Consider the following 21519-nt stretch of genomic DNA (forward strand, 5'->3'; position numbering starts at 1 on the left):
GCGCCATTTTTCACTGCGGCAAGAATTACTTCTTGATGCGGATAACCGGGGTTTCACCCACGGTTACGCTACCGGACAGTTTGATCAGTTCTTTGATTTCGTCCATGTTGGAGATAACAACCGGAGTCAGGGTAGACTTGGCTTTCTCTTCCAGCAGCGGCAGATCAAATTCAATGACAGTATCGCCAACTTTCACGCGCTGACCTTCTTCAGCAATACGCTTGAAGCCTTCGCCTTTCAGTTCAACGGTGTCGATACCGAAGTGGACGAACAGTTCAACGCCGCTATCAGATTCGATAGAGAATGCGTGGTTGGTTTCAAAGATTTTACCAATGGTGCCGTCTACTGGCGCGACCATTTTGTTACCCGTTGGTTTGATAGCAATACCATCACCAACGATTTTTTCCGCAAAAACGACATCCGGCACGTCTTCGATATTGACGATCTCGCCAGAGAGCGGAGCAATGATCTCAATAGTTCCGGTATCCTTCTTGTCGTCGGAAACCAGAGATTTCAGTTTATCGAACAAACCCATGATCTTCTCCTAAGCAGTAAATTGGGCCGCATCTCGTGGATTAGCAGATTGTTTTTTCTTCAATGAACTTGTTAACCAGCGTCATTAACTCGTCCGTTGTCGGTTGAGCAAGAGCCTGCTCTGCTAACACCTTCGCATCTTCGAAGTTCGTGTTACGGATAATCTTCTTAATGCGCGGGATAGAAATGGCGCTCATAGAGAATTCGTCCAGACCCATCCCCAGCAACAGAAGTGTAGCACGTTCATCGCCAGCAAGCTCACCACACATGCCAGTCCATTTGCCTTCAGCATGAGAAGCATCAATAACTTGCTTGATCAAGTTCAGCACGGACGGTGACATTGGCTGGTAAAGGTGTGAAATCATATCATTACCACGGTCAACTGCCAGAGTGTACTGCGTTAAATCATTGGTGCCGATACTAAAGAAATCAACTTCTTTGGCTAAATGACGTGCAATTGTTGCGGCAGCCGGTGTTTCCACCATTACGCCGATTTCAATTGACTCGTCAAACGCTTTACCTTCGTCGCGCAGTTCCTGTTTGTAGATTTCGATCTCTTTGCGCAGTGCACGCACTTCTTCAACAGAGATGATCATCGGGAACATAATGCGCAATTTACCGAAAGCCGAGGCACGCAGGATAGCGCGGAGCTGATCGCGCAGGATCTCTTTACGATCCATCGCGATACGGATAGCGCGCCAGCCGAGGAACGGGTTCTCTTCTTTCGGGAAGTTCATGTATGGCAGCTCTTTGTCGCCGCCGATGTCCATGGTACGAACGATAACCGCTTGCGAGCCACACGCTTCAGCCACTGCTTTGTAAGCAGCAAACTGTTCTTCTTCAGTGGGCAGTGCGTCGCGGTCCATGAACAGGAACTCAGTACGATACAGACCAACGCCTTCAGCGCCGTTACGCTCTGCCCCTTCAACGTCACGAACCGTACCAATGTTAGCGCATACTTCTACCTGGTGACCGTCCAGCGTAATAGCTGGCAGATCTTTCAGTTTAGCAAGCTCTGCTTTTTCAGAAGCCACTTGCTCCTGAACAGCGCGCATTTTATCAATAACTTCGTTGGTTGGATTGACGTAAACCTGATTATTTACGGCATCCAGAATCAGATAGTCGTCATTTTTCACCTGAGAGGTGACGCTACCGGTACCCACGATAGCAGGTAGTTCCAGAGAACGCGCCATGATAGAGGTGTGGGAAGTACGGCCACCCGCGTCGGTGATGAAACCCAGCACCTTCTTCAGGTTCAGCTGTGCGGTTTCGGACGGCGTCAGGTCAGCGGCAACCAGAATGACTTCATCCTGAATGGCGCTCAGGTCGATAATCTTCAGGCCCAGGATGTTGCGCAGCAGGCGCTTACCGATATCACGTACGTCAGCCGCACGTTCTTTCAGGTATTCATCATCCAGCTCTTCCAGGGCAGAAGCCTGACCTTCGATAACTTCATGAGCAGCTGCGTCAGCTGTCATGTGCTTATCTTTAATCAGGGCTATGATTTCCTGCTCCAGCTCCTCATCTTCGAGCAGCATAATATGCCCTTCAAAGATGGCTTCTTTTTCTTCACCGAACGTTTCACCAGCTTTCGTTTTGATCGTTTCCAGCTGGGCTGATGCCTTGGCACGACCGCTCAGAAAACGTTCAACTTCCTGATCAACCTGGTCGGCAGAAATTTTTTTCCGGTCAATGACAATTTCGTCTTCTTTCAGAAGCAGAGCTTTACCGAAAGCGATACCCGGGGATGCTAAAATGCCTGAAATCATAACCCTACCTTACTTGTGACTGATTTTTAAAAGAACCCGGGAAATTACTCGAGTTCCGCCATCAGTTTAACCAGATGTTCAACCGCTTTCTGCTCGTCTTCGCCTTCTGCGGAGATAGTCACAACGGTACCTTGAGTCAGGCCCAGAGTCTGCAGTTTAAACAGGCTTTTCGCGCTGGCGCTTTTGCCGTTGGAAGTCACAGTAATTTCAGAAGTGAAGCCCTTAGCTTCTTTTACAAACTGGGCAGCAGGGCGGGTGTGCAGACCGTTCGGAGCGGTAATGGTAACTTCTTGCTGGAACATTGTATTTCCCCAACTTATAGGTTTAGTGTTGTGGAACTAAAGTCTAGCCTGGCGGTTCGACTTTAGCCTGTATTGTTAGCGCCAGTTTTTAACAGACGCGACGCACGAAGAGCGCAATACAGTCCATTGCTGGCGGGTGTTGACCGCTGACGTTTCGTACGTCATTAAACATTATGCCGCTAAAGGAAGAATTGAACCAAATCATAAAATCGATTCAGCTTTGGCTTTTCCTGTAACGATTAATTTCGCGCATCAAAATAATTAGTCTGGTTAAATACCAGTTCCGACAGGCTGAATCAATGCCAGGAGGGGCAAAAGTTTGAAGCAGGCCACAAAAAAGCACCTAAAAAGGTGCTTTTTTACGCATTTTTAACAAGCTGGCATTACTGTTGCAATTCTTTCTCAGTGAAGAGATCGGCAAACAATGCGGTGCTTAAATAACGCTCACCCGATGATGGTAGAATAACCACAATATTCTTGTTGGTAAAGCTTTCATCTTCTTGTAGTTTCAACGCCGCGGCAACAGCTGCTCCAGAAGAGATACCTGCAAGAATACCTTCTTCTTCCATTAGACGACGGGCGGTAGAAATGGCTTCTTCATTGGTGATGCCAATGACTTTATCGACCAGCTTGAGATCGAGGTTAGCCGGGATAAAACCAGCGCCAATACCCTGAATTTTATGCGGGCCAGGTTTAATCTCTTCACCTGCCAGCGCCTGGGCGATAACTGGAGAATCGGTTGGCTCAACGGCGACAGATATAAGATCGGTCTTGCCTTTGGTGCCTTTAATGTAGCGGCTGACGCCAGTCAGCGTACCGCCAGTCCCAACGCCAGCAATAAATACATCAACCTGACCGTCGGTATCTTCCCAGATCTCCGGACCGGTGGTTTTTTCGTGAATTTCAGGGTTTGCCGGATTGCTGAATTGTTGCAGCAGGAGGTATTTCTCTGGATTGCTGGCGACAATTTCTTCTGCTTTTTGGATTGCGCCTTTCATGCCTTTAGCACCTTCCGTCAGCACCAGGTTTGCACCTAACGCTTTCAGCAGCTTGCGGCGTTCAATACTCATGGTTTCTGGCATGGTCAGGGTGAGTTTGTAACCGCGAGCGGCAGCTACATAGGCCAGTGCAATCCCGGTATTACCGCTGGTCGGTTCAACCAGTTCAACGCCTGGTTTCAGCACGCCGCGCTTTTCGGCATCCCAAATCATGTTGGCACCGATACGGCACTTAACGCTGAAGCTGGGGTTACGAGATTCCACCTTCGCCAGAATGCGTCCGTTACCGATGCGATTCAGGCGAACCAGCGGCGTGTGACCGATAGTCAGCGAGTTATCTTCAAAAATCTTACTCATGGCCTGTCCTTAACTGTATGAAATTGGGATACAACAGGTAGCATACCCGCTCAGAGAATATGCGGAAGTAAGGATTTAGCATATCTATATGCAGAAGGGAAATAATGACATGCAAGATGGAATAAGGGGCGGCATAAGCCACCCCTGTTTCACACAAACGGTTTACAAAATAACCGTTAGATTGTTACCGCCACATCGCGTGTTTATCGCGATAGCAATCGACCCACATCGCCGTCGCGCCACAAACGGCAACGGGCATAATGAACAGATTAAGCAGCGGGATCATCGTAAACAGACTGGTTAAAGCACCAAACTGCATATTGGTGATTTTGCGTGTGCGCAGGGCGGTGCGCATCTCTTTAAACGGCACTTTGTGGTTATCGAAGGGGTAATCGCAATACTGGATGGCTAACATCCAGGCGCTAAACAGGAACCACAGTACCGGCGCGACGGTTTGCCCAATACCAGGGATGAAGTAAAGAATTAGCAATACAATTGCGCGTGGCAGATACCAGGCAAATTTTTGCCATTCGCGTTTCATGATTCGCGGCACATCTTTCATGATACCGAAAATCCCGGTATCTGGCGGTGTAGCGCCAGTCAATCGTGCTTCCAGTTGTTCAGCCAATAAACCGTTGAACGGAGCGGCAATCCAGTTAGCAATCGTTGAGAAGAAATAGCCAAACACTAACAGCACAGAGATGACAGCCAGGGGCCACAACAGATAGCTCAGCCATTGTAACCAGTCCGGAACATAACTCATGAGAGTCGGGATCCAGACATCGAGTTGCGTAAAGAGCCACCAGAATGCGCCCCCCATCAACAAAATATTGACCAGCAGCGGTAAAATAACGAAACGCCGAATCCCAGGTTGCGAGACGAGCTTCCAGCCTTGCGCAAAATAGTAAAAACCGCTGCGTGGGGCAGATGTGAATGATGAAACCATAATCAGGATGAGCTCCTTTTGACCAATCCCAGGAAAATTCTGCGTATTTTACCGGGTAATTGCGCAATGGACAGTTAGGATATGTTCGAAAAAACAGCAAAAAGCACGATTTCATCTATCTTTGTGCTGTGAAAGTTAATAGTGCACTTGCACTTGAGGTAATCGGCAAATACTCTTAGTGAGTAAATGTTTGCCGTGGTGGCAAGGTGTTAGAACAACAGAGAATATAATGATGCAGGATTTGCGTCTGATATTAATCATTGTTGGCGCGATCGCCATAATCGCTTTACTGGTACATGGTTTCTGGACCAGCCGTAAAGAACGATCTTCTATGTTCCGCGATCGGCCATTAAAACGAATGAAGTCAAAACGTGACGACGATTCTTATGACGAGGATGTCGAAGATGATGAGGGCGTTGGTGAGGTTCGTGTTCACCGCGTGAATCATGCCCCGGCTAACGCTCAGGAGCATGAGGCTGCTCGTCCGTCGCCGCAACACCAGTACCAACCGCCTTATGCGTCTGCGCAGCCGCGTCAACCGGTCCAGCAGCCGCCTGAAGCGCAGGTACCGCCGCAACATGCTCCGCGTCCAGCGCAGCCGGTGCAGCAGCCTGCCTATCAGCCGCAGCCTGAACAGCCGTTGCAGCAGCCAGTTTCGCCACAGGTCGCGCCAGCGCCGCAGCCTGTGCATTCAGCACCGCAACCGGCACAACAGGCTTTCCAGCCTGCAGAACCCGTAGCGGCACCACAGCCTGAGCCTGTAGCGGAACCGGCTCCAGTTATGGATAAACCGAAGCGCAAAGAAGCGGTGATTATCATGAACGTCGCGGCGCATCACGGTAGCGAGCTAAACGGTGAACTGCTTCTTAACAGCATTCAACAAGCGGGCTTCATTTTTGGCGATATGAATATTTACCATCGTCATCTTAGCCCGGATGGCAGCGGCCCGGCGTTATTCAGCCTGGCGAATATGGTGAAACCGGGAACCTTTGATCCTGAAATGAAGGATTTCACTACTCCGGGTGTCACTATCTTTATGCAGGTACCGTCTTACGGTGACGAGCTGCAGAACTTCAAGCTGATGCTGCAATCTGCGCAGCATATTGCCGATGAAGTGGGCGGTGTCGTGCTTGACGATCAGCGCCGTATGATGACTCCGCAGAAATTGCGCGAGTACCAGGACATCATCCGCGAAGTCAAAGACGCCAACGCCTGATACACTTAAGGCAAATTAACTCCTCTTCGAACCCCCGCTTGTCGGGGGTTTTTAGCATTGATGGTGCGATATGGAATCAATCGAACAACAACTGACAGAACTGCGAACGACGCTTCGCCATCATGAATATCTTTATCATGTGATGGATGCGCCGGAAATTCCCGACGCTGAATACGACAGGCTGATGCGCGAACTGCGCGAGCTGGAAACCAAACATCCAGAACTGATTACGCCTGATTCGCCTACCCAACGTGTAGGTGCTGCGCCGCTGGCGGCTTTCAGCCAGATTCGCCATGAAGTGCCAATGCTGTCGCTGGATAACGTTTTTGATGAAGAAAGCTTTCTTGCCTTCAACAAACGAGTGCAGGACCGTCTGAAAAGCAACGAGAAAGTCACCTGGTGCTGTGAGCTGAAGCTGGATGGCCTTGCTGTCAGTATTCTGTATGAAAATGGCGTTTTAGTCAGTGCCGCGACCCGTGGCGATGGCACCACCGGGGAAGATATCACGTCTAACGTGCGTACCATTCGCGCCATTCCACTGAAGCTACACGGAGAGAATATCCCGGCGCGTCTGGAAGTGCGTGGTGAAGTGTTCCTGCCGCAGGCGGGGTTCGAAAAGATTAACGAAGATGCGCGACGCACGGGCGGGAAAGTTTTTGCTAACCCACGTAATGCGGCAGCTGGTTCACTGCGTCAGCTTGATCCGCGTATTACAGCGAAGCGACCGCTCACTTTTTTCTGCTATGGCGTTGGTGTTCTGGAAGGTGGCGAGCTGCCGGATACTCATCTTGGCCGTTTACTGCAATTTAAACAGTGGGGGTTGCCGGTCAGCGATCGGGTAACGCTTTGTGAATCGGCGGAAGAAGTGCTGGCGTTCTATCACAAAGTGGAAGAAGACCGCCCGACGCTGGGCTTTGATATCGACGGCGTGGTGATTAAGGTCAACTCACTGGCACAGCAGGAGCAGCTTGGCTTTGTCGCGCGTGCCCCGCGCTGGGCGGTAGCGTTTAAATTCCCGGCGCAGGAGCAGATGACCTTTGTGCGTGACGTCGAGTTTCAGGTTGGGCGTACTGGCGCGATTACGCCTGTTGCGCGTCTGGAACCTGTCCATGTTGCAGGCGTGCTGGTGAGTAACGCAACCTTACACAATGCGGATGAAATCGAACGTCTTGGTTTACGCATTGGCGATAAAGTGGTGATTCGCCGCGCTGGCGACGTGATCCCGCAGGTGGTTAACGTCGTGCTTTCTGAACGCCCGGAAGATACCCGTGAGGTTGTATTCCCGACGCATTGTCCGGTATGTGGTTCTGACGTTGAGCGTGTGGAAGGTGAAGCGGTTGCCCGCTGTACCGGTGGCCTGATTTGCGGTGCGCAGCGTAAAGAGTCGCTGAAACACTTTGTTTCCCGCCGTGCGATGGATGTTGACGGAATGGGCGACAAAATCATCGATCAGCTGGTTGAAAAAGAATATGTCCATACTCCGGCAGATCTGTTCAAACTCACCGCAGGCAAACTGACCGGACTGGAGCGTATGGGGCCAAAATCGGCACAAAACGTGGTTAACGCGCTGGAAAAAGCGAAAGAAACCACCTTTGCTCGCTTCCTCTATGCACTTGGCATCCGTGAAGTCGGCGAGGCCACCGCAGCAGGTCTGGCGGCATATTTCGGCACGCTGGAAGCGCTGGAAGCCGCTTCGATTGAAGAGCTGCAAAAGGTGCCTGATGTTGGCATTGTCGTTGCATCCCACGTTCACAACTTCTTTGCCGAAGAAAGCAACCGCAATGTCATCAGCGAGCTGTTGGCGGAAGGTGTTCACTGGCCTGCGCCGATCGTTATCAACGCGGAAGAGATTGACAGCCCGTTTGCTGGTAAAACCGTGGTGCTTACGGGCAGCTTAAGCCAGATGTCGCGTGATGACGCTAAAGCTCGACTGGTCGAACTGGGCGCGAAAGTCGCGGGCAGCGTGTCGAAGAAAACCGATCTGGTGATAGCGGGTGAAGCTGCAGGATCTAAACTGGCGAAGGCGCAGGAACTGGGCATTGAAGTCATCGACGAAGCGGAAATGCTGCGTTTGCTGGGTAGCTGAGATGGAAAAAGAGCAGCTGATTGAAATAGCCAATACGATAATGCCGTTTGGCAAATACAAAGGGCGTCGCTTAATCGACCTGCCGGAGGAGTATCTGCTGTGGTTTGCCCGCAAAGATGAGTTCCCGGCAGGGAAGCTCGGTGAGCTAATGCAAATCACGCTGCTGATTAAAACCGAGGGGCTGACGCAACTGGTCCAGCCCCTGAAGCGTCCGCTTTAAGCTTTATCGGCGCTGCTTTCCTGCTGCGCCTGTAACTGTTCGGTCTGGCGTTTGTATCGACGCGCCAGCACCGCACAGACCATCAATTGGATCTGATGGAAAATCATCAGGGGCAGCACCATCATACCGATCACCGATGTGGGGAACAGAATGTTTGCCATCGGGATGCCATTTGCCAGACTCTTTTTCGAACCACAAAAGACGATAGTAATTTCATCTGCCTTATTGAAGCTCAGTCGGCGTGCCATAAAGACGTTAACTACAATCACGATAGCCAGAAGAACGCAGCTGACCACCACGATAAACAGCAATGATCCCCAGCCAACTTTATGCCAGATACCATTAACGACGGCTTCGCTGAACGCTGTATAAACCACCAACAGAATGGACGTCTGGTCAGTTTTCGCAATCCATTTTTTATTGCGCGACACCCAGTCACCAATCCACGGCCGGGAAAGATGCCCCAACACAAACGGCAGCAGCAGTTGCAGCATAATTTTACCGACCTGCTCAAGGCTGCCCCCTGCACCGTGAACATTCATCACCAGACCAACCAGCAATGGTGAAAGGAAAATCCCCAGCAGGCTGGATGCCGACGCAGAACAAACCGCTGCCGCGACGTTACCGCCCGCCATTGACGTGAAGGCGATTGCAGACTGCACGGTAGCCGGGAGAATGCACAAGTAGAGAAAACCGGAGTAGAGCATCGGGTCGACATTTACCGGTTTCCACCAGGCAAACAGTACACCCAGAATCGGAAACAGCACGAAGGTGCTGCACATTACCCACAAATGCAGTCGCCAGTGACCACCGCCAGCAATAATCGCCTCACGCGACAACTTCGCGCCGTGCATAAAGAACAGCAGGGCAATAGCTGCGGTGGTCAGATTTTCAAAGAAGGGGACGAAATCGCCTCTGGCCGGAAAGAAAGAGGCCAGCAACACCACCGTGATCAGGGTTAAGGTGAAAGGATCGAGGATACGAAAAAGTTTCATAAAGACTCCAGATGATCGATGGTTCTATTGTGCTTCTTCCAGTTTGAGAAATAAAATTGATTTATTGCATCCATTCATGAAGAAAACAGATGAATTATTCTTTAAAACAATTAAAGGTTTTCGTCACAGTAGCGCAGGAGAAAAGTTTTAGTCGTGCAGGAGAGCGTATCGGCCTGAGCCAGTCGGCAGTGAGTCACAGTGTGAAGGAACTGGAAAATCATACTGGTGTTCGCCTGCTGGACAGAACCACGCGTGAAGTGGTGCTTACAGATGCAGGGCAGCAGCTGGCTTTGCGTCTTGAGCGACTGCTGGATGAACTGAACAGCACGTTGCGCGATACCGGGCGTATGGGGCAACAACTGAGCGGAAAAGTTCGGGTCGCTGCCAGCCAGACCATTTCCGCGCATCTTATTCCGCAATGCATTGCTGAAAGCCATCGCCGCTATCCAGATATTCAGTTTGTCCTGCACGATCGTCCGCAGCAGTGGGTAATGGAAAGTATTCGCCAGGGAGATGTCGATTTTGGCATCGTCATCGATCCAGGCCCAGTGGGCGATCTGCAATGTGAAGCGATTCTTTCCGAGCCTTTCTTTCTGCTTTGCCATCGCGATAGCGCTTTGGCCGTGGAAGATTATGTACCCTGGCAGGCATTACAGGGAGCGAAATTGGTGTTGCAGGATTACGCGTCAGGCAGCCGACCGCTGATTGACGCAGCGCTGGCGCGCAATGGTATTCAGGCGAATATTGTGCAGGAGATTGGACATCCGGCGACGCTGTTCCCGATGGTAGCCGCAGGCATCGGCATCAGTATTCTTCCCGCACTGGCGCTACCATTGCCTGAAGGTAGCCCACTGGTGGTACAGCGCATTACGCCGGTTGTTGAACGCCAGTTGATGCTGGTGCGCAGGAAGAACCGTTCACTTTCCACCGCCGCTGAAGCGTTATGGGACGTGGTACGAGACCAGGGCAATGCGCTAATGGCTGGTCGGGAAGGGGATCCGTTGTATCAGATATAGATATCGATATGAGTCGTTTTTTCAACAGGATTTAGAAGGGATACATTCAGAGACAAACGCTGCTCTTTCTCCTGCGCCTTTTCTGCCTGCTGTCTCTGCAACTGCGCCAGTTGTGTTTCCAGTAGGGTGATTTGCTGTTGAATCAATTCGGCCTGTTTTTGCTTGTCTTCAGCACTGCCGCTAGTGTCTACAATCTCTTTAATTTGTTGAGTGAGTTTGATGATTTGCTGACTTATCCGCGCGATTTGTGAAGCAACATCGCCACCTTGTGATGCCCTGTTACTACTCTGTGTTTGTATGGAAGGAATTGAAGTTGAAGAGATAGTGGCCATTGTTCAGTCCTCGTCACTGTACGAGGTAATATCGGTAGAAGAACAAGGAACTTGAGAAGAAAAATCAATCTTACAAATCGCAGATAGCAAAAAAGCGCCTTTAGGGCGCTTTTTTACATTGGTGGGTCGTGCAGGATGACTCGCTTCGCTCGCCCTTCGGGCCGTCGCCGCGAGCGGCTCCGTTGTTTCGCTGCGCTCAACTCAAACCTGCTGCAGGTTCGAATCTTTGAGTATCGCAGATAGCAAAAAAGCGCCTTTAGGGCGCTTTTTTACATTGGTGGGTCGTGCAGGATTCGAACCTGCGACCAATTGATTAAAAGTCAACTGCTCTACCAACTGAGCTAACGACCCGAAGTGGTGGGTGATGACGGGATCGAACCGCCGACCCCCTCCTTGTAAGGGAGGTGCTCTCCCAGCTGAGCTAATCACCCACTTCGGTACTTCACATTTTTACAAGAAATTTAGCTGGCGAGAAAGTGGTGGGTGATGACGGGATCGAACCGCCGACCCCCTCCTTGTAAGGGAGGTGCTCTCCCAGCTGAGCTAATCACCCACTTCTCAATTTCTTGCTACACGGCGGAGACTACATAAAGTAGTTGGTGGGTGATGACGGGATCGAACCGCCGACCCCCTCCTTGTAAGGGAGGTGCTCTCCCAGCTGAGCTAATCACCCCCGCTGTGTGGAGTCGCATTATAGGGAGAGTTCAAAATGAGTCAACGCATTTTCTAAAGAAATTGTTCGTTCGTCGTAAATTTAAGCAAGATGATCGCAAAACAGACCGTGTTGCGCAATTTGTCAACGAAAACAATAATGCGTAAGGTAGAAACCCGAACTACATTGAGGAATCAGGCGGGAGTGATAGAATATCGCCCACTCAATTTTTCCAGGATTTGCCGGTTGTCGGCATCTTTCTAAACGTAAGGCCATTTCATGAAAATCAAAACTCGCTTCGCGCCAAGCCCAACAGGCTATCTGCACGTTGGCGGCGCGCGTACTGCTCTTTACTCCTGGCTTTTTGCACGTAACCACGGCGGTGAGTTCGTGCTGCGTATTGAAGACACCGATCTTGAGCGTTCCACGCCGGAAGCTATCGAAGCCATTATGGATGGCATGAACTGGCTGAGTCTGGAGTGGGATGAAGGTCCGTACTACCAGACCAAACGTTTTGATCGCTACAACGCGGTGATCGATCAGATGCTGGAAGAGGGCACTGCTTATAAATGCTATTGCTCTAAAGAGCGCCTGGAAGCGCTGCGCGAAGAGCAAATGGCGAAAGGTGAGAAGCCGCGTTATGACGGTCGCTGCCGCCACAGCCATGAGCATCATGCTGATGATGAACCGTGTGTTGTACGTTTTGCTAACCCGCAGGAAGGTTCTGTTGTTTTTGACGATCAGATCCGTGGTCCGATCGAGTTCAGCAACCAGGAACTGGACGATCTTATTATCCGCCGTACCGATGGTTCCCCAACCTATAACTTCTGTGTGGTTGTCGATGACTGGGATATGGAAATCACCCACGTTATCCGTGGCGAAGACCATATCAACAACACGCCACGCCAGATCAACATTCTTAAGGCCCTGAAAGCGCCGGTGCCGGTTTACGCGCACGTTTCTATGATCAATGGCGATGACGGTAAAAAACTGTCCAAACGTCACGGGGCAGTCAGCGTAATGCAGTATCGTGATGACGGTTATTTGCCAGAAGCACTGCTGAACTATCTGGTGCGTCTGGGCTGGTCCCACGGCGATCAGGAAATCTTCACTCGTGAAGAGATGATCAAATACTTCACTTTGAATGCCGTCAGCAAATCTGCCAGTGCGTTCAACACCGACAAGCTGCTGTGGCTGAACCATCACTACATTAACGCGCTGCCGCCGGAGTATGTTGCTACTCACTTACAGTGGCACATTGAGCAGGAAAATATCGATACCCGTAACGGCCCGCAGCTGGCTGATCTGGTGAAACTGCTGGGCGAACGCTGCAAGACGCTGAAAGAGATGGCACAGAGCTGCCGTTATTTCTACGAAGATTTTGCTGAGTTCGATGCCGACGCCGCGAAAAAACATCTGCGTCCGGTAGCGCGTCAGCCGCTGGAAGTGGTTCGTGACAAACTGGCCGCGATTACTGACTGGACCGCTGAAAACGTTCATCACGCTATTCAGGCGACGGCGGATGAGCTGGAAGTGGGTATGGGTAAAGTTGGTATGCCGCTGCGTGTCGCCGTAACCGGTGCGGGGCAGTCTCCAGCACTGGATGTTACCGTTCACGCAATTGGTAAGACCCGCAGTATCGAGCGTATCAACAAAGCGCTGGATTTTATTGCTGAACGCGAAAATCAGCAGTAATTAGCGTGTAAAAAGATAAACGGCAGGAGATAATATCCTGCCGTTTTTTATTTATGCTGATTCGTCAATATCGAGACGGGCGAGGAAATTGCGAATTCCTTCACGTGACAAAAATTGCGCGACTTTTTCCTGCTCAATGTCTGTCATATTATCTATCGCGTTGATGATTTGTCGATACGCCGGGGCGCGTGCTCCAGGAGCGTATTCAGCAATTCTCTCTTCAGCTTCCATCAACATTGGTGTGTTATGGAAGGCTGGCGTGTTCTGAATAAACTCGCAAACTTGCGTATCGACCAGAATAAGTCTGGCACGACCGCCTTTCACGCCGGGAAATTTTTCCGTTTTCCAGCCTTTTTCTCTGATCCAACGGTTAACAGTTTGTTTAGCCACACCGAGGCATTCAGCCAGTTCTTCGGTGGTCATTTTATTGCGTAATCTTTTCATATTATTTGCTATCGCGAATCCCTAAGCGTTGTAACAATCCGATAATCCCTTCCCGCAGAAGCAAGGATGTAAACTGTTTTTGTTCAACTGGCGTCATCTCTTTCGCCAGTGTCACCAGCAATACTTCAAGCGGCGCATCACCAGAAAGGGCAGGCGCTTCTCCCTGACCTTCTGGACGTTCAGCATTGCGAATATATTCACGAACCTGTTCATTGACGTGAACCAGTCGGGCTTTGCCACCCTGGACGCCAGGTTTTGGTGACGTTGTCCAGCCTTCCTTGCGTACCCATTTATTAATGGTCTGGCGGCTATAGCCGGTCAGTCTGGCAAGTTCATCTGGTGTCATCCTCTCCTTGAACATAACAATTCCCTGAATGTATGTGGGTCTATTAGTAGTTCATTTTATAACACCACTTTACAGGAAACCGTGACATGAATAACTACTGAATGCGAGCGGTTTTCCAAAATTGTTCATTTGCCTGATTTTTCAGCGATTGAAACTACACGTTGCAATTTGCCGTTGACACATTCGGGCGGAATTCATATGATGCCGCCCGTCAACTCGACAAGCTTTACGTGACGGGGCTATAGCTCAGCTGGGAGAGCGCTTGCATGGCATGCAAGAGGTCAGCGGTTCGATCCCGCTTAGCTCCACCAAATTTTGCACCCAGCAAACTTGGTACGTAAACGCATCGTGGGGCTATAGCTCAGCTGGGAGAGCGCTTGCATGGCATGCAAGAGGTCAGCGGTTCGATCCCGCTTAGCTCCACCAAATTTCCAACCCTCGCTGCAAAGCGGGGGTTTTTTGTCTCTGCTTTTTGCCGCTTTTGTAATACAGTCTACGTCCGGGTTAGTGCCGCCTGGTGAAAGCATCATTGGATGAAAAATCGGCAACAGGCTGGCCCCCTGTTTGCTTCGCGATGCGAATAAACTTATTATTTGTGTGCCTGAAAACCCCGATCAGTGAGAGTAGTGTACTCATGTTTGTGGAGCATAACCTGATAAAAAATATCAAGATATTCACACTAGCGTTTACGCTCACCGTGGTACTTATTCAGCTATCCCGTTTTATTTCGCCACTTGCCATTATCCATTCCAGTTATATCTTTCTGGCGTGGATGCCACTGTGCGTAATGCTGTCAATCTTGTTTATCTTTGGCTGGCGCGGTGTCGTTCCCGTTTTATGCGGGATGTTTTGCACCAATCTGTGGAACTTTCATCTCTCTTTTTTACAGACTGCGGTCATGCTCGGTAGCCAGACGTTTGTCGTGTTGTGTGCCTGCGCAATATTACGCTGGCAGCTGGGGACGCGTTGGCGTTATGGATTGACCAGCCGATATGTCTGGCAACGTCTGTTCTGGCTTGGTTTGGTGACGCCGATCGGCATCAAATGCAGCATGTATCTTGTGGGGAGCTTCTTTGATTTCCCGCTAAAGATATCCACCTTTTTCGGCGATGCGGATGCCATTTTCACGGTCGTTGATTTGCTAAGCCTTTTCACCGCTGTGCTGATTTACAACATGCTTTTCTACTATCTCACTCGCATGATTGTAAGTCCCCACTTTGCGCAGATATTGTGGCGCAGGGATATCGCTCCGTCGTTGGGCAAAGAGAAACGCGCATTTACCTTAAGCTGGCTGGCAGCGTTAAGCGTGCTGCTACTTCTGTTGTGCACACCTTATGAAAACGACTTTATTGCCGGTTACCTGGTACCCGTTTTCTTCATCATCTTTACCCTCGGGGTCGGTAAGCTTCGCTATCCGTTTTTAAATCTCACCTGGGCTGTTTCAACGCTTTGCCTTCTGAATTACAACCAGAACTTTTTGCAAGGGGTGGAAACCGAATATTCGCTGGCATTTATTCTTGCGGTGCTGATTTCCTTTAGCGTTTGCCTGCTCTATATGGTGCGCATTTATCATCGCAGTGAATGGCTTAATCGCCGCTGGCATTTGCAGGCGCTGACAGATCCGTTAACGCTCCTACCCAACTTTCGTGCGTTGGAACAAGCGCCGGAGCAAGAGGCGGGCAAGAGTTTTTGCTGCCTGCGCATTGATAATCTTGAGTTTATGAGTCGTCATTACGGCTTAATGATGCGCGTTCACTGTATCCGCTCAATTTGCCGTACGCTGCTGCCGTTGATGCAGGAAAACGAAAAGTTGTATCAATTGCCGGGTAGTGAACTGCTGTTAGTGCTGAGCGGGCCGGAAACGGAAGGGCGACTCCAGCATATGGTTAACATCCTGAATAGTCGGCAAATTCACTGGAACAATACCGGGCTGGATATGGGCTATGGTGCTGCCTGGGGGCGTTTTGATGGAAATCAGGAAACCCTGCAACCCTTGTTGGGGCAGTTAAGCTGGCTGGCGGAGCAATCCTGCGCACATCATCATGTGCTGGCGCTGGATAGCAGAGAGGAGATGGTTTCCGGGCAGACCACTAAACAGGTGCTATTGCTGAATACCATTCGCACGGCGTTAGATCAGGGTGATTTGCTGCTCTACGCCCAGCCAATTCGCAACAAAGAGGGTGAAGGTTATGATGAGATCCTCGCGCGACTGAAATATGACGGCGGCATTATGACCCCGGATAAGTTTCTGCCCCTTATTGCTCAGTTTAACCTTAGCGCGCGTTTTGATTTGCAAGTGCTGGAATCCTTGTTGAAGTGGCTGGCAACACACCCTTGCGACAAAAAAGGACCGCGCTTTTCAGTCAATTTAATGCCGCTCACGCTGCTGCAAAAGAATATTGCCGGGCGGATTATTCGTCTGTTTAAGCGTTATCACATCTCCCCGCAGGCGGTCATTCTTGAGATCACCGAGGAGCAGGCGTTTTCTAACGCAGAAAGCAGCATGTACAACATCGAGCAGCTGCATAAGTTTGGTTTCCGGATTGCGATTGATGACTTTGGCACCGGATATGCCAACTACGAACGGTTAAAGCGTTTGCAGGCTGATATCATCAAAATTGATGGCGTCTTTGTGAAAGATATTGTCACGAACACGCTGGATGCGATGATTGTGAGATCAATTACCGATCTGGCGAAAGCGAAGTCATTGAGTGTGGTCGCGGAGTTTGTCGAGACGCAACAGCAGCAGGCGCTATTGCATAAGCTCGGGGTGCAATATCTGCAAGGGTATTTGATTGGTCGCCCGCAGCCATTAGCTGATTAACAGGCGTAAAAAAACCGGGGAATTATCCCCGGCTTTTTTATGTATGGTCTTACAGCACCAGTGCTGCGATTGACGCAGACAGCACACTCACCAGGGTAGAGCCGTAAACCAGCTTCAGACCGAAGCGAGAAACCACGTTACCTTGCTCTTCATTCAGGCCTTTAACTGCACCTGCGATAATCCCGATTGAAGAGAAGTTAGCGAAGGAAACCAGGAACACAGAGATGATGCCTTCAGCACGCGGAGAGAGCGTGGAAGCAATTTTCTGCAGATCCATCATCGCAACGAACTCGTTGGAAACCAGTTTGGTCGCCATGATACTGCCCACTTGCAGTGCTTCACTGGAAGGAACACCCATCACCCATGCAATCGGATAGAAGATGTAGCCCAGGATGCCCTGGAAGGAGATGCTGTAGCCAAACCAGCCAGTAACGGTGGCAAACAGTGCGTTCAGCGCGGCGATCAGGGCGATAAAGCCAATCAGCATCGCGGCAACGATAATGGCAACTTTGAAACCTGCCAGAATGTATTCACCCAGCATTTCGAAGAAGCTCTGACCTTCGTGCAGGTTGGACATCTGGATGTTTTCTTCACTGGCATCAACACGGTAAGGATTGATCAGCGACAGCACGATAAAGGTGCTGAACATGTTCAGTACCAGCGCAGCAACGACGTATTTCGGTTCCAGCATGGTCATGTATGCACCAACGATGGACATCGACACGGTGGACATTGCCGTGGCAGCCATGGTGTACATACGATTACGGGAGATTTTGCCGAGGATATCTTTATAGGCAATAAAGTTTTCAGACTGACCCAGAATCAGGGAGCTGACGGCGTTAAAGGATTCCAGTTTGCCCATGCCGTTGACTTTGGAGAGCAGGAAACCAATTGCGCGGATGATCACCGGCAACACGCGAATGTGCTGGAGAATACCGATCAGTGCAGAGATAAAGACGATTGGGCACAGCACTTTCAGGAAGAAGAATGCCAGGCCTTGATCATTCATGCTACCAAAGACGAAGTTAGTCCCTTCGTTGGCAAATCCGAGCAGTTTTTCGAACATTTCGGAGAAGCCTTTCACGAAGCCTAAACCAACGTCGGAGTTCAGGAAGAACCACGCCAGTAACACTTCGATAACAAGCAGTTGAATAACATAACGGATACGAATTTTTTTGCGGTCGCTGCTTACCAGCAGTGCGAGAATCGCAACAACGGCAAGTGCCAGTACAAAATGAAGGACGCGGTCCATATTTGCTCCAAATATGAGGCAGGTTAAATTTCCGTGCACATTCTATGTAACATGGTTAAGGAAAACGAGATCTGACACACACTATAATGACGTCCTGTGACAGGCTTCAAAAATAGTGATCTGTCATACATTTCTGCTATGTTGTGTATGGAAGCTGAAAGTTATGTAAATGTGCTAACATTAAACATAACCATAACATTCAAGTCATCAATCTTTTCGTAGTCATAATCCTGGTCTATCAGAGAAATCACCACAATCCATTTAAATGAATTTGATAATCATTCTCGTTTGGCATAGCATGAAACATAGCAAAGGCTATGTTTTAGAGGCACAAGATGACGAACTATCGCGTTGAGAGTAGCAGCGGACGGGCGGCGCGCAAGATGAGGCTCGCATTAATGGGACCTGCGTTCATTGCGGCGATTGGTTATATCGATCCCGGTAACTTTGCGACCAATATTCAGGCGGGTGCTAGCTTCGGCTATCAGCTACTGTGGGTTGTCGTTTGGGCCAACCTGATGGCGATGCTGATTCAGATCCTCTCTGCCAAACTAGGGATTGCCACCGGTAAAAATCTGGCGGAGCAGATTCGCGATCACTATCCGCGTCCCGTAGTGTGGTTCTATTGGGTTCAGGCAGAAATTATTGCGATGGCAACCGACCTGGCGGAATTTATTGGTGCGGCGATCGGTTTTAAACTCATTCTTGGTGTTTCGTTGTTGCAGGGCGCGGTGCTGACGGGGATCGCGACTTTCCTGATTTTAATGCTGCAACGTCACGGGCAAAAACCGCTGGAGAAAGTGATTGGCGGGTTACTGTTGTTTGTTGCCGCGGCTTACATTGTCGAGTTGATTTTCTCCCAGCCTAACCTGGCGCAGCTGGGTAAAGGAATGGTGATCCCGAGTTTACCTACTTCGGAAGCGGTCTTCCTGGCAGCAGGCGTGTTAGGGGCGACGATTATGCCGCATGTGATTTATTTGCACTCCTCGCTCACTCAGCATTTACATGGCGGTTCGCGTCAACAACGTTATTCCGCCACCAAATGGGATGTGGCTATCGCCATGACTATTGCCGGTTTTGTCAATCTGGCGATGATGGCTACAGCTGCGGCGGCGTTCCACTTTTCCGGTCATACTGGTGTTGCCGATCTTGATGAGGCTTATCTGACGCTGCAACCGCTGTTAAGCCACGCTGCGGCAACGGTCTTTGGATTAAGCCTGGTTGCTGCGGGGCTGTCTTCAACGGTGGTGGGGACACTGGCGGGGCAGGTGGTGATGCAGGGCTTCATTCGCTTTCATATCCCGCTGTGGGTGCGTCGTACAGTCACCATGTTGCCGTCATTTATTGTCATTCTGATGGGATTAGATCCGACACGGATTCTGGTTATGAGTCAGGTACTGTTAAGTTTTGGTATCGCTCTGGCGCTGGTTCCACTGCTGATTTTCACCAGTGACAGCAAGTTGATGGGCGATCTGGTGAACAGCAAACGCGTAAAACAGACAGGCTGGGTGATTGTGGTGCTGGTCGTGGCGCTGAATATCTGGTTGTTGGTGGGGACGGCGCTGGGATTGTAGTTGAATGAGCGTCGCATCTGGCACTATTGGCGGATGCGGCGTAAACGCCTTATCCGCCCTACGCGTTAAAGAGCCGGTTTGTAGGCCTGATAAGACGCACTAGCGTCGCATCAGGCATTGTGCTCCATTGGCGGACGCGTTTAATGGCGGTGCCCATGACCCCGGCCTTTTCCGCGATGATCGTCACGATCGCGCCAGCCTTCACGATAGCCACGCTCATACGCTTTACGCTTATCCCAGCCACGGTGGTAGCCATTATCATGACGCCACCAACGGTTTTTGCGCCACTCATAATTGCGATGCCAGTAGTCACGGTCGCGCCAGTGACCACCGTCCCAGTAATTACCGTAATGATCGCGATCGCCAATTTGTAATTTGATTGATGGCAGTAGGGTGATTTCACCTGCGTTTGCTGCAAGCGGGGTAAATGCCATCAGGGCGGCCGCCAGAAACAGTGACCTGAACATTGTTATTCTCCTTCACGCTCGAAGCCGTCAGCGGCCTGTTAACGCAATATTACGGGGAGGTAAAGCCCCGTATCATCGCCATAACTCTTAAATCATAAAGGAGAGCATTTTTTGCTAAACGTTATCGTGGGGTGGCTGTTGCTTCGGACGATTGACCATCATCATCGGCTTACCTGCTAATAACAGCCATGCCGGAAGCATGACGATACAGAGCAGCGGTAGCAATGTGGTATTGGGTACAACGACTGCCGCCATAAAAAGACTTAACCAGCCATCGCGTGTTACCACCAGCACGATGCCGAGAATAGCGCAAGAAACGGTTATTGCCGCTGGTACGGCGGGAACGTGCTCATGCAGCATCAACCCTAATGCCACGCCGACAAACACTGCCGGGAAGATTCGCCCACCGCGAAAGCCACTGGCGGCAGCAACGACCAGGGCGGCAAGTTTAATTACCGCCAGCAAAAAGTAATCGCTGGTGCTGAAAGCCTGATTTGCCACCATCTGCTGCATCTCATCCAGCCCTTTAAACAGCGAAACTGGTCCACCAATAACCCCCAGAATACCGAGAATAAATCCGCCAATACCCAGCACGAGCACCGGATTTTTCATTTGATGCATCATCGCGTGCAACCGTGGTAAGCACCATACGGCGACCATCCCTGCTGCGATGGCAATCGCCGCGACAATTGCACCGCTGAGAATATCGGTCATTTCCATCTGTCCGTAATGAGCAATGGGCAGTGAAAAATGAGGATGGAAAAATAATCCGGTAGTAAGTGCACCAGCTGCTGCCGCCATTAACGGCGCAAAGAGACGATCCCATAGCGGAACTTCACTACTGCCATTTAAGGTTTGCGAAAATATCAACGCCGCCGCAACAGGAGTGCCAAACAGTGCGCCGATGGTTCTGGCAGAGGCTAAAATAGTCCACTCCATTCGGTTGACGCGCGGTAACAGACGAGCGCCAATGGCAACCGCAAGGGCGATATTGACGGTCATGATCGGATGTTCCGGCCCCAGGCTGACGCCGCCAGCAAGACCGAGAATTAATGCTACGATAAGTCCAGGTAGCGCAGAGGGCGGAACCGGTGCGCCGATCAGCGGTTCACAGGCGGGGTCTGGTCCGGCATGACCCTGGCTGAAACGGATAACCAACCCCACCGCAATACCCGTTAGCGTTAATACACCGATGATCCAGAGGGGTGAATCCTGGGCTATCCCCAGAGTTCCCGGCAGTCGTTGCCAGAGCAAATTCTGTAATACCGAGGCGATTTTCATCACCACAATCAGAATAAGACTGGACGCAATCCCAATTGCCACGGCGGGGAGCGATAATAACAACATGGTTCTGGCTCGCGGATGGAGCATGTTCTATTCCTTATGCGGGGTCAGATACTTAGTTTGCCCAGCTTGCAAAAAGGCATCGCTGCAATTGGTGCTGAAACGATAAAGTAATTGTGTGACCCAGATCGATATTTACAGGGAGCCTGC

At 50.5% G+C, this 21519-nt stretch carries 20 protein-coding genes, 6 tRNA genes and 1 other RNA gene; 10 read left to right on the plus strand and 17 right to left on the minus strand.

Annotated elements, in window-relative coordinates:
* Positions 1 to 25: 25 nt before the first annotated feature.
* The 5 genes from crr to cysZ all read right to left on the minus strand — a co-directional run bounded on the left by crr (position 26) and on the right by cysZ (position 4906).
* On the minus strand, positions 26 to 535 hold the full coding sequence (gene crr, locus ACU8XX_RS07075) for a PTS glucose transporter subunit IIA (RefSeq protein WP_000522247.1): 510 nt from the start codon (positions 533 to 535) through the stop codon (positions 26 to 28).
* Positions 536 to 575: 40 nt separating this feature from the next.
* Complete coding sequence (gene ptsI / locus ACU8XX_RS07080; RefSeq protein ID WP_000623136.1) at positions 576 to 2303, minus strand: phosphoenolpyruvate-protein phosphotransferase PtsI; 1728 nt, start codon at positions 2301 to 2303, stop codon at positions 576 to 578.
* Between the two features lie 44 nt (positions 2304 to 2347).
* Entirely contained in the window at positions 2348 to 2605 is a 258-nt protein-coding gene (ptsH, locus tag ACU8XX_RS07085; RefSeq protein ID WP_000487600.1) for a phosphocarrier protein Hpr, read from the minus strand.
* Positions 2606 to 2988: 383 nt separating this feature from the next.
* The gene (gene cysK, locus ACU8XX_RS07090) at positions 2989 to 3960 is read right to left on the minus strand and encodes a cysteine synthase A (protein WP_000034402.1); all 972 of its coding nucleotides are present in this window, start codon (positions 3958 to 3960) and stop codon (positions 2989 to 2991) included.
* Between the two features lie 184 nt (positions 3961 to 4144).
* Entirely contained in the window at positions 4145 to 4906 is a 762-nt protein-coding gene (gene cysZ / locus ACU8XX_RS07095; protein ID WP_000254839.1) for a sulfate transporter CysZ, read from the minus strand.
* Positions 4907 to 5135: 229 nt separating this feature from the next.
* On the opposite strand from cysZ, the gene zipA reads away from it, so the two are divergent.
* From zipA to ACU8XX_RS07110, 3 genes are all read left to right on the plus strand, one after another.
* Positions 5136 to 6122, plus strand: coding sequence for a cell division protein ZipA (zipA, locus tag ACU8XX_RS07100; RefSeq protein WP_001297862.1), 987 nt, complete (start codon positions 5136 to 5138; stop codon positions 6120 to 6122).
* Positions 6123 to 6192: 70 nt separating this feature from the next.
* Positions 6193 to 8208: an NAD-dependent DNA ligase LigA gene (gene ligA / locus ACU8XX_RS07105; RefSeq protein WP_000443700.1), complete on the plus strand. Its 2016-nt coding sequence runs from the start codon at positions 6193 to 6195 to the stop codon at positions 8206 to 8208.
* Between the two features lies 1 nt (position 8209).
* Positions 8210 to 8428, plus strand: coding sequence for a DUF3820 family protein (locus tag ACU8XX_RS07110; RefSeq protein ID WP_000410201.1), 219 nt, complete (start codon positions 8210 to 8212; stop codon positions 8426 to 8428).
* On the opposite strand, the gene ACU8XX_RS07115 is transcribed toward ACU8XX_RS07110, so the two are convergent.
* A complete protein-coding gene (locus tag ACU8XX_RS07115; RefSeq protein ID WP_000765610.1) occupies positions 8425 to 9423 on the minus strand; it encodes a bile acid:sodium symporter family protein in 999 nt (332 codons plus the stop codon). The two genes, ACU8XX_RS07110 and ACU8XX_RS07115, sit on opposite strands and share 4 nt — an antisense overlap.
* 89 nt (positions 9424 to 9512) lie before the next feature.
* Between ACU8XX_RS07115 and ACU8XX_RS07120 the strand changes: the two genes are divergently transcribed.
* Positions 9513 to 10439, plus strand: a complete 927-nt coding sequence (locus ACU8XX_RS07120; RefSeq protein ID WP_001109799.1) for a LysR family transcriptional regulator — start codon at positions 9513 to 9515, stop codon at positions 10437 to 10439.
* On the opposite strand, the gene ACU8XX_RS07125 is transcribed toward ACU8XX_RS07120, so the two are convergent.
* The 6 genes from ACU8XX_RS07125 to ACU8XX_RS07150 form a co-directional block, all read right to left on the minus strand.
* Positions 10430 to 10771 carry a FlxA-like family protein gene (locus ACU8XX_RS07125; RefSeq protein WP_000201405.1) on the minus strand — a complete coding sequence of 114 codons (342 nt, stop codon included), beginning with the start codon at positions 10769 to 10771 and terminating at the stop codon, positions 10430 to 10432. The genes ACU8XX_RS07120 and ACU8XX_RS07125 overlap by 10 nt on opposite strands.
* A 119-nt stretch (positions 10772 to 10890) precedes the next feature.
* Positions 10891 to 11016: non-coding RNA, RtT sRNA (locus ACU8XX_RS07130), on the minus strand.
* Between the two features lie 30 nt (positions 11017 to 11046).
* Positions 11047 to 11122 (minus strand) — tRNA-Lys (locus ACU8XX_RS07135).
* 4 nt (positions 11123 to 11126) lie between these two features.
* Positions 11127 to 11202: transfer RNA gene (locus tag ACU8XX_RS07140), tRNA-Val, on the minus strand.
* A 46-nt stretch (positions 11203 to 11248) separates the two neighbouring features.
* Positions 11249 to 11324, minus strand: a tRNA-Val gene (locus ACU8XX_RS07145).
* A 44-nt stretch (positions 11325 to 11368) separates the two neighbouring features.
* A tRNA-Val gene (locus ACU8XX_RS07150) sits at positions 11369 to 11444 on the minus strand.
* A gap of 258 nt (positions 11445 to 11702) precedes the next feature.
* Between ACU8XX_RS07150 and gltX the strand changes: the two genes are divergently transcribed.
* Positions 11703 to 13118, plus strand: coding sequence for a glutamate--tRNA ligase (gltX, locus tag ACU8XX_RS07155; protein ID WP_000695655.1), 1416 nt, complete (start codon positions 11703 to 11705; stop codon positions 13116 to 13118).
* Between the two features lie 51 nt (positions 13119 to 13169).
* Here the strand turns inward: gltX and ACU8XX_RS07160 are convergent, their stop codons facing one another.
* Positions 13170 to 13562 carry a MerR family transcriptional regulator gene (locus ACU8XX_RS07160; RefSeq protein WP_000826503.1) on the minus strand — a complete coding sequence of 131 codons (393 nt, stop codon included), beginning with the start codon at positions 13560 to 13562 and terminating at the stop codon, positions 13170 to 13172.
* 1 nt (position 13563) lies between these two features.
* A complete protein-coding gene (locus tag ACU8XX_RS07165; protein WP_000472021.1) occupies positions 13564 to 13923 on the minus strand; it encodes a YfeC-like transcriptional regulator in 360 nt (119 codons plus the stop codon).
* A gap of 220 nt (positions 13924 to 14143) precedes the next feature.
* Here ACU8XX_RS07165 and ACU8XX_RS07170 point away from each other — a divergent pair.
* From ACU8XX_RS07170 to ACU8XX_RS07180, 3 genes are all read left to right on the plus strand, one after another.
* A tRNA-Ala gene (locus ACU8XX_RS07170) sits at positions 14144 to 14219 on the plus strand.
* A 39-nt stretch (positions 14220 to 14258) separates the two neighbouring features.
* Positions 14259 to 14334, plus strand: a tRNA-Ala gene (locus ACU8XX_RS07175).
* 208 nt (positions 14335 to 14542) lie between these two features.
* Entirely contained in the window at positions 14543 to 16732 is a 2190-nt protein-coding gene (locus ACU8XX_RS07180) for a bifunctional diguanylate cyclase/phosphodiesterase (RefSeq protein WP_000497400.1), read from the plus strand.
* 49 nt (positions 16733 to 16781) lie between these two features.
* Here the strand turns inward: ACU8XX_RS07180 and nupC are convergent, their stop codons facing one another.
* Positions 16782 to 17984: a nucleoside permease NupC gene (gene nupC / locus ACU8XX_RS07185; protein WP_000376337.1), complete on the minus strand. Its 1203-nt coding sequence runs from the start codon at positions 17982 to 17984 to the stop codon at positions 16782 to 16784.
* A 298-nt stretch (positions 17985 to 18282) separates the two neighbouring features.
* Between nupC and ACU8XX_RS07190 the strand changes: the two genes are divergently transcribed.
* Complete coding sequence (locus ACU8XX_RS07190; RefSeq protein WP_418134935.1) at positions 18283 to 18339, plus strand: hypothetical protein; 57 nt, start codon at positions 18283 to 18285, stop codon at positions 18337 to 18339.
* Positions 18320 to 19558: an Nramp family divalent metal transporter gene (locus ACU8XX_RS07195; RefSeq protein WP_016242296.1), complete on the plus strand. Its 1239-nt coding sequence runs from the start codon at positions 18320 to 18322 to the stop codon at positions 19556 to 19558. The genes ACU8XX_RS07190 and ACU8XX_RS07195 overlap by 20 nt, the downstream gene beginning before the upstream one ends.
* A gap of 140 nt (positions 19559 to 19698) precedes the next feature.
* On the opposite strand, the gene ypeC is transcribed toward ACU8XX_RS07195, so the two are convergent.
* On the minus strand, positions 19699 to 20025 hold the full coding sequence (gene ypeC / locus ACU8XX_RS07200; RefSeq protein ID WP_000490072.1) for a DUF2502 domain-containing protein YpeC: 327 nt from the start codon (positions 20023 to 20025) through the stop codon (positions 19699 to 19701).
* A 114-nt stretch (positions 20026 to 20139) separates the two neighbouring features.
* Positions 20140 to 21396 carry an ion channel protein gene (locus ACU8XX_RS07205; RefSeq protein WP_016242295.1) on the minus strand — a complete coding sequence of 419 codons (1257 nt, stop codon included), beginning with the start codon at positions 21394 to 21396 and terminating at the stop codon, positions 20140 to 20142.
* Between the last annotated feature and the right edge of the window lie 123 nt (positions 21397 to 21519).

The sequence above is a fragment of the Escherichia sp. MAL-1 genome (genome assembly GCF_052948035.1).

Excerpts from the sequence above, each read along its gene's own strand:
- crr (WP_000522247.1), bottom strand. The coding sequence starts at position 535 with ATGGGTTTGTTCGATAAACTGAAATCTCTGGTTTCCGACGACAAGAAG.
- ptsI (WP_000623136.1), bottom strand. The coding sequence starts at position 2,303 with ATGATTTCAGGCATTTTAGCATCCCCGGGTATCGCTTTCGGTAAAGCT.
- ptsH (WP_000487600.1), bottom strand. The coding sequence starts at position 2,605 with ATGTTCCAGCAAGAAGTTACCATTACCGCTCCGAACGGTCTGCACACC.
- cysK (WP_000034402.1), bottom strand. The coding sequence starts at position 3,960 with ATGAGTAAGATTTTTGAAGATAACTCGCTGACTATCGGTCACACGCCG.
- cysZ (WP_000254839.1), bottom strand. The coding sequence starts at position 4,906 with ATGGTTTCATCATTCACATCTGCCCCACGCAGCGGTTTTTACTATTTT.
- zipA (WP_001297862.1), top strand. The coding sequence starts at position 5,136 with ATGATGCAGGATTTGCGTCTGATATTAATCATTGTTGGCGCGATCGCC.
- ligA (WP_000443700.1), top strand. The coding sequence starts at position 6,193 with ATGGAATCAATCGAACAACAACTGACAGAACTGCGAACGACGCTTCGC.
- ACU8XX_RS07110 (WP_000410201.1), top strand. The coding sequence starts at position 8,210 with ATGGAAAAAGAGCAGCTGATTGAAATAGCCAATACGATAATGCCGTTT.
- ACU8XX_RS07115 (WP_000765610.1), bottom strand. The coding sequence starts at position 9,423 with ATGAAACTTTTTCGTATCCTCGATCCTTTCACCTTAACCCTGATCACG.
- ACU8XX_RS07120 (WP_001109799.1), top strand. The coding sequence starts at position 9,513 with ATGAATTATTCTTTAAAACAATTAAAGGTTTTCGTCACAGTAGCGCAG.
- ACU8XX_RS07125 (WP_000201405.1), bottom strand. The coding sequence starts at position 10,771 with ATGGCCACTATCTCTTCAACTTCAATTCCTTCCATACAAACACAGAGT.
- gltX (WP_000695655.1), top strand. The coding sequence starts at position 11,703 with ATGAAAATCAAAACTCGCTTCGCGCCAAGCCCAACAGGCTATCTGCAC.
- ACU8XX_RS07160 (WP_000826503.1), bottom strand. The coding sequence starts at position 13,562 with ATGAAAAGATTACGCAATAAAATGACCACCGAAGAACTGGCTGAATGC.
- ACU8XX_RS07165 (WP_000472021.1), bottom strand. The coding sequence starts at position 13,923 with ATGTTCAAGGAGAGGATGACACCAGATGAACTTGCCAGACTGACCGGC.
- ACU8XX_RS07180 (WP_000497400.1), top strand. The coding sequence starts at position 14,543 with ATGTTTGTGGAGCATAACCTGATAAAAAATATCAAGATATTCACACTA.
- nupC (WP_000376337.1), bottom strand. The coding sequence starts at position 17,984 with ATGGACCGCGTCCTTCATTTTGTACTGGCACTTGCCGTTGTTGCGATT.
- ACU8XX_RS07195 (WP_016242296.1), top strand. The coding sequence starts at position 18,320 with ATGACGAACTATCGCGTTGAGAGTAGCAGCGGACGGGCGGCGCGCAAG.
- ypeC (WP_000490072.1), bottom strand. The coding sequence starts at position 20,025 with ATGTTCAGGTCACTGTTTCTGGCGGCCGCCCTGATGGCATTTACCCCG.
- ACU8XX_RS07205 (WP_016242295.1), bottom strand. The coding sequence starts at position 21,396 with ATGCTCCATCCGCGAGCCAGAACCATGTTGTTATTATCGCTCCCCGCC.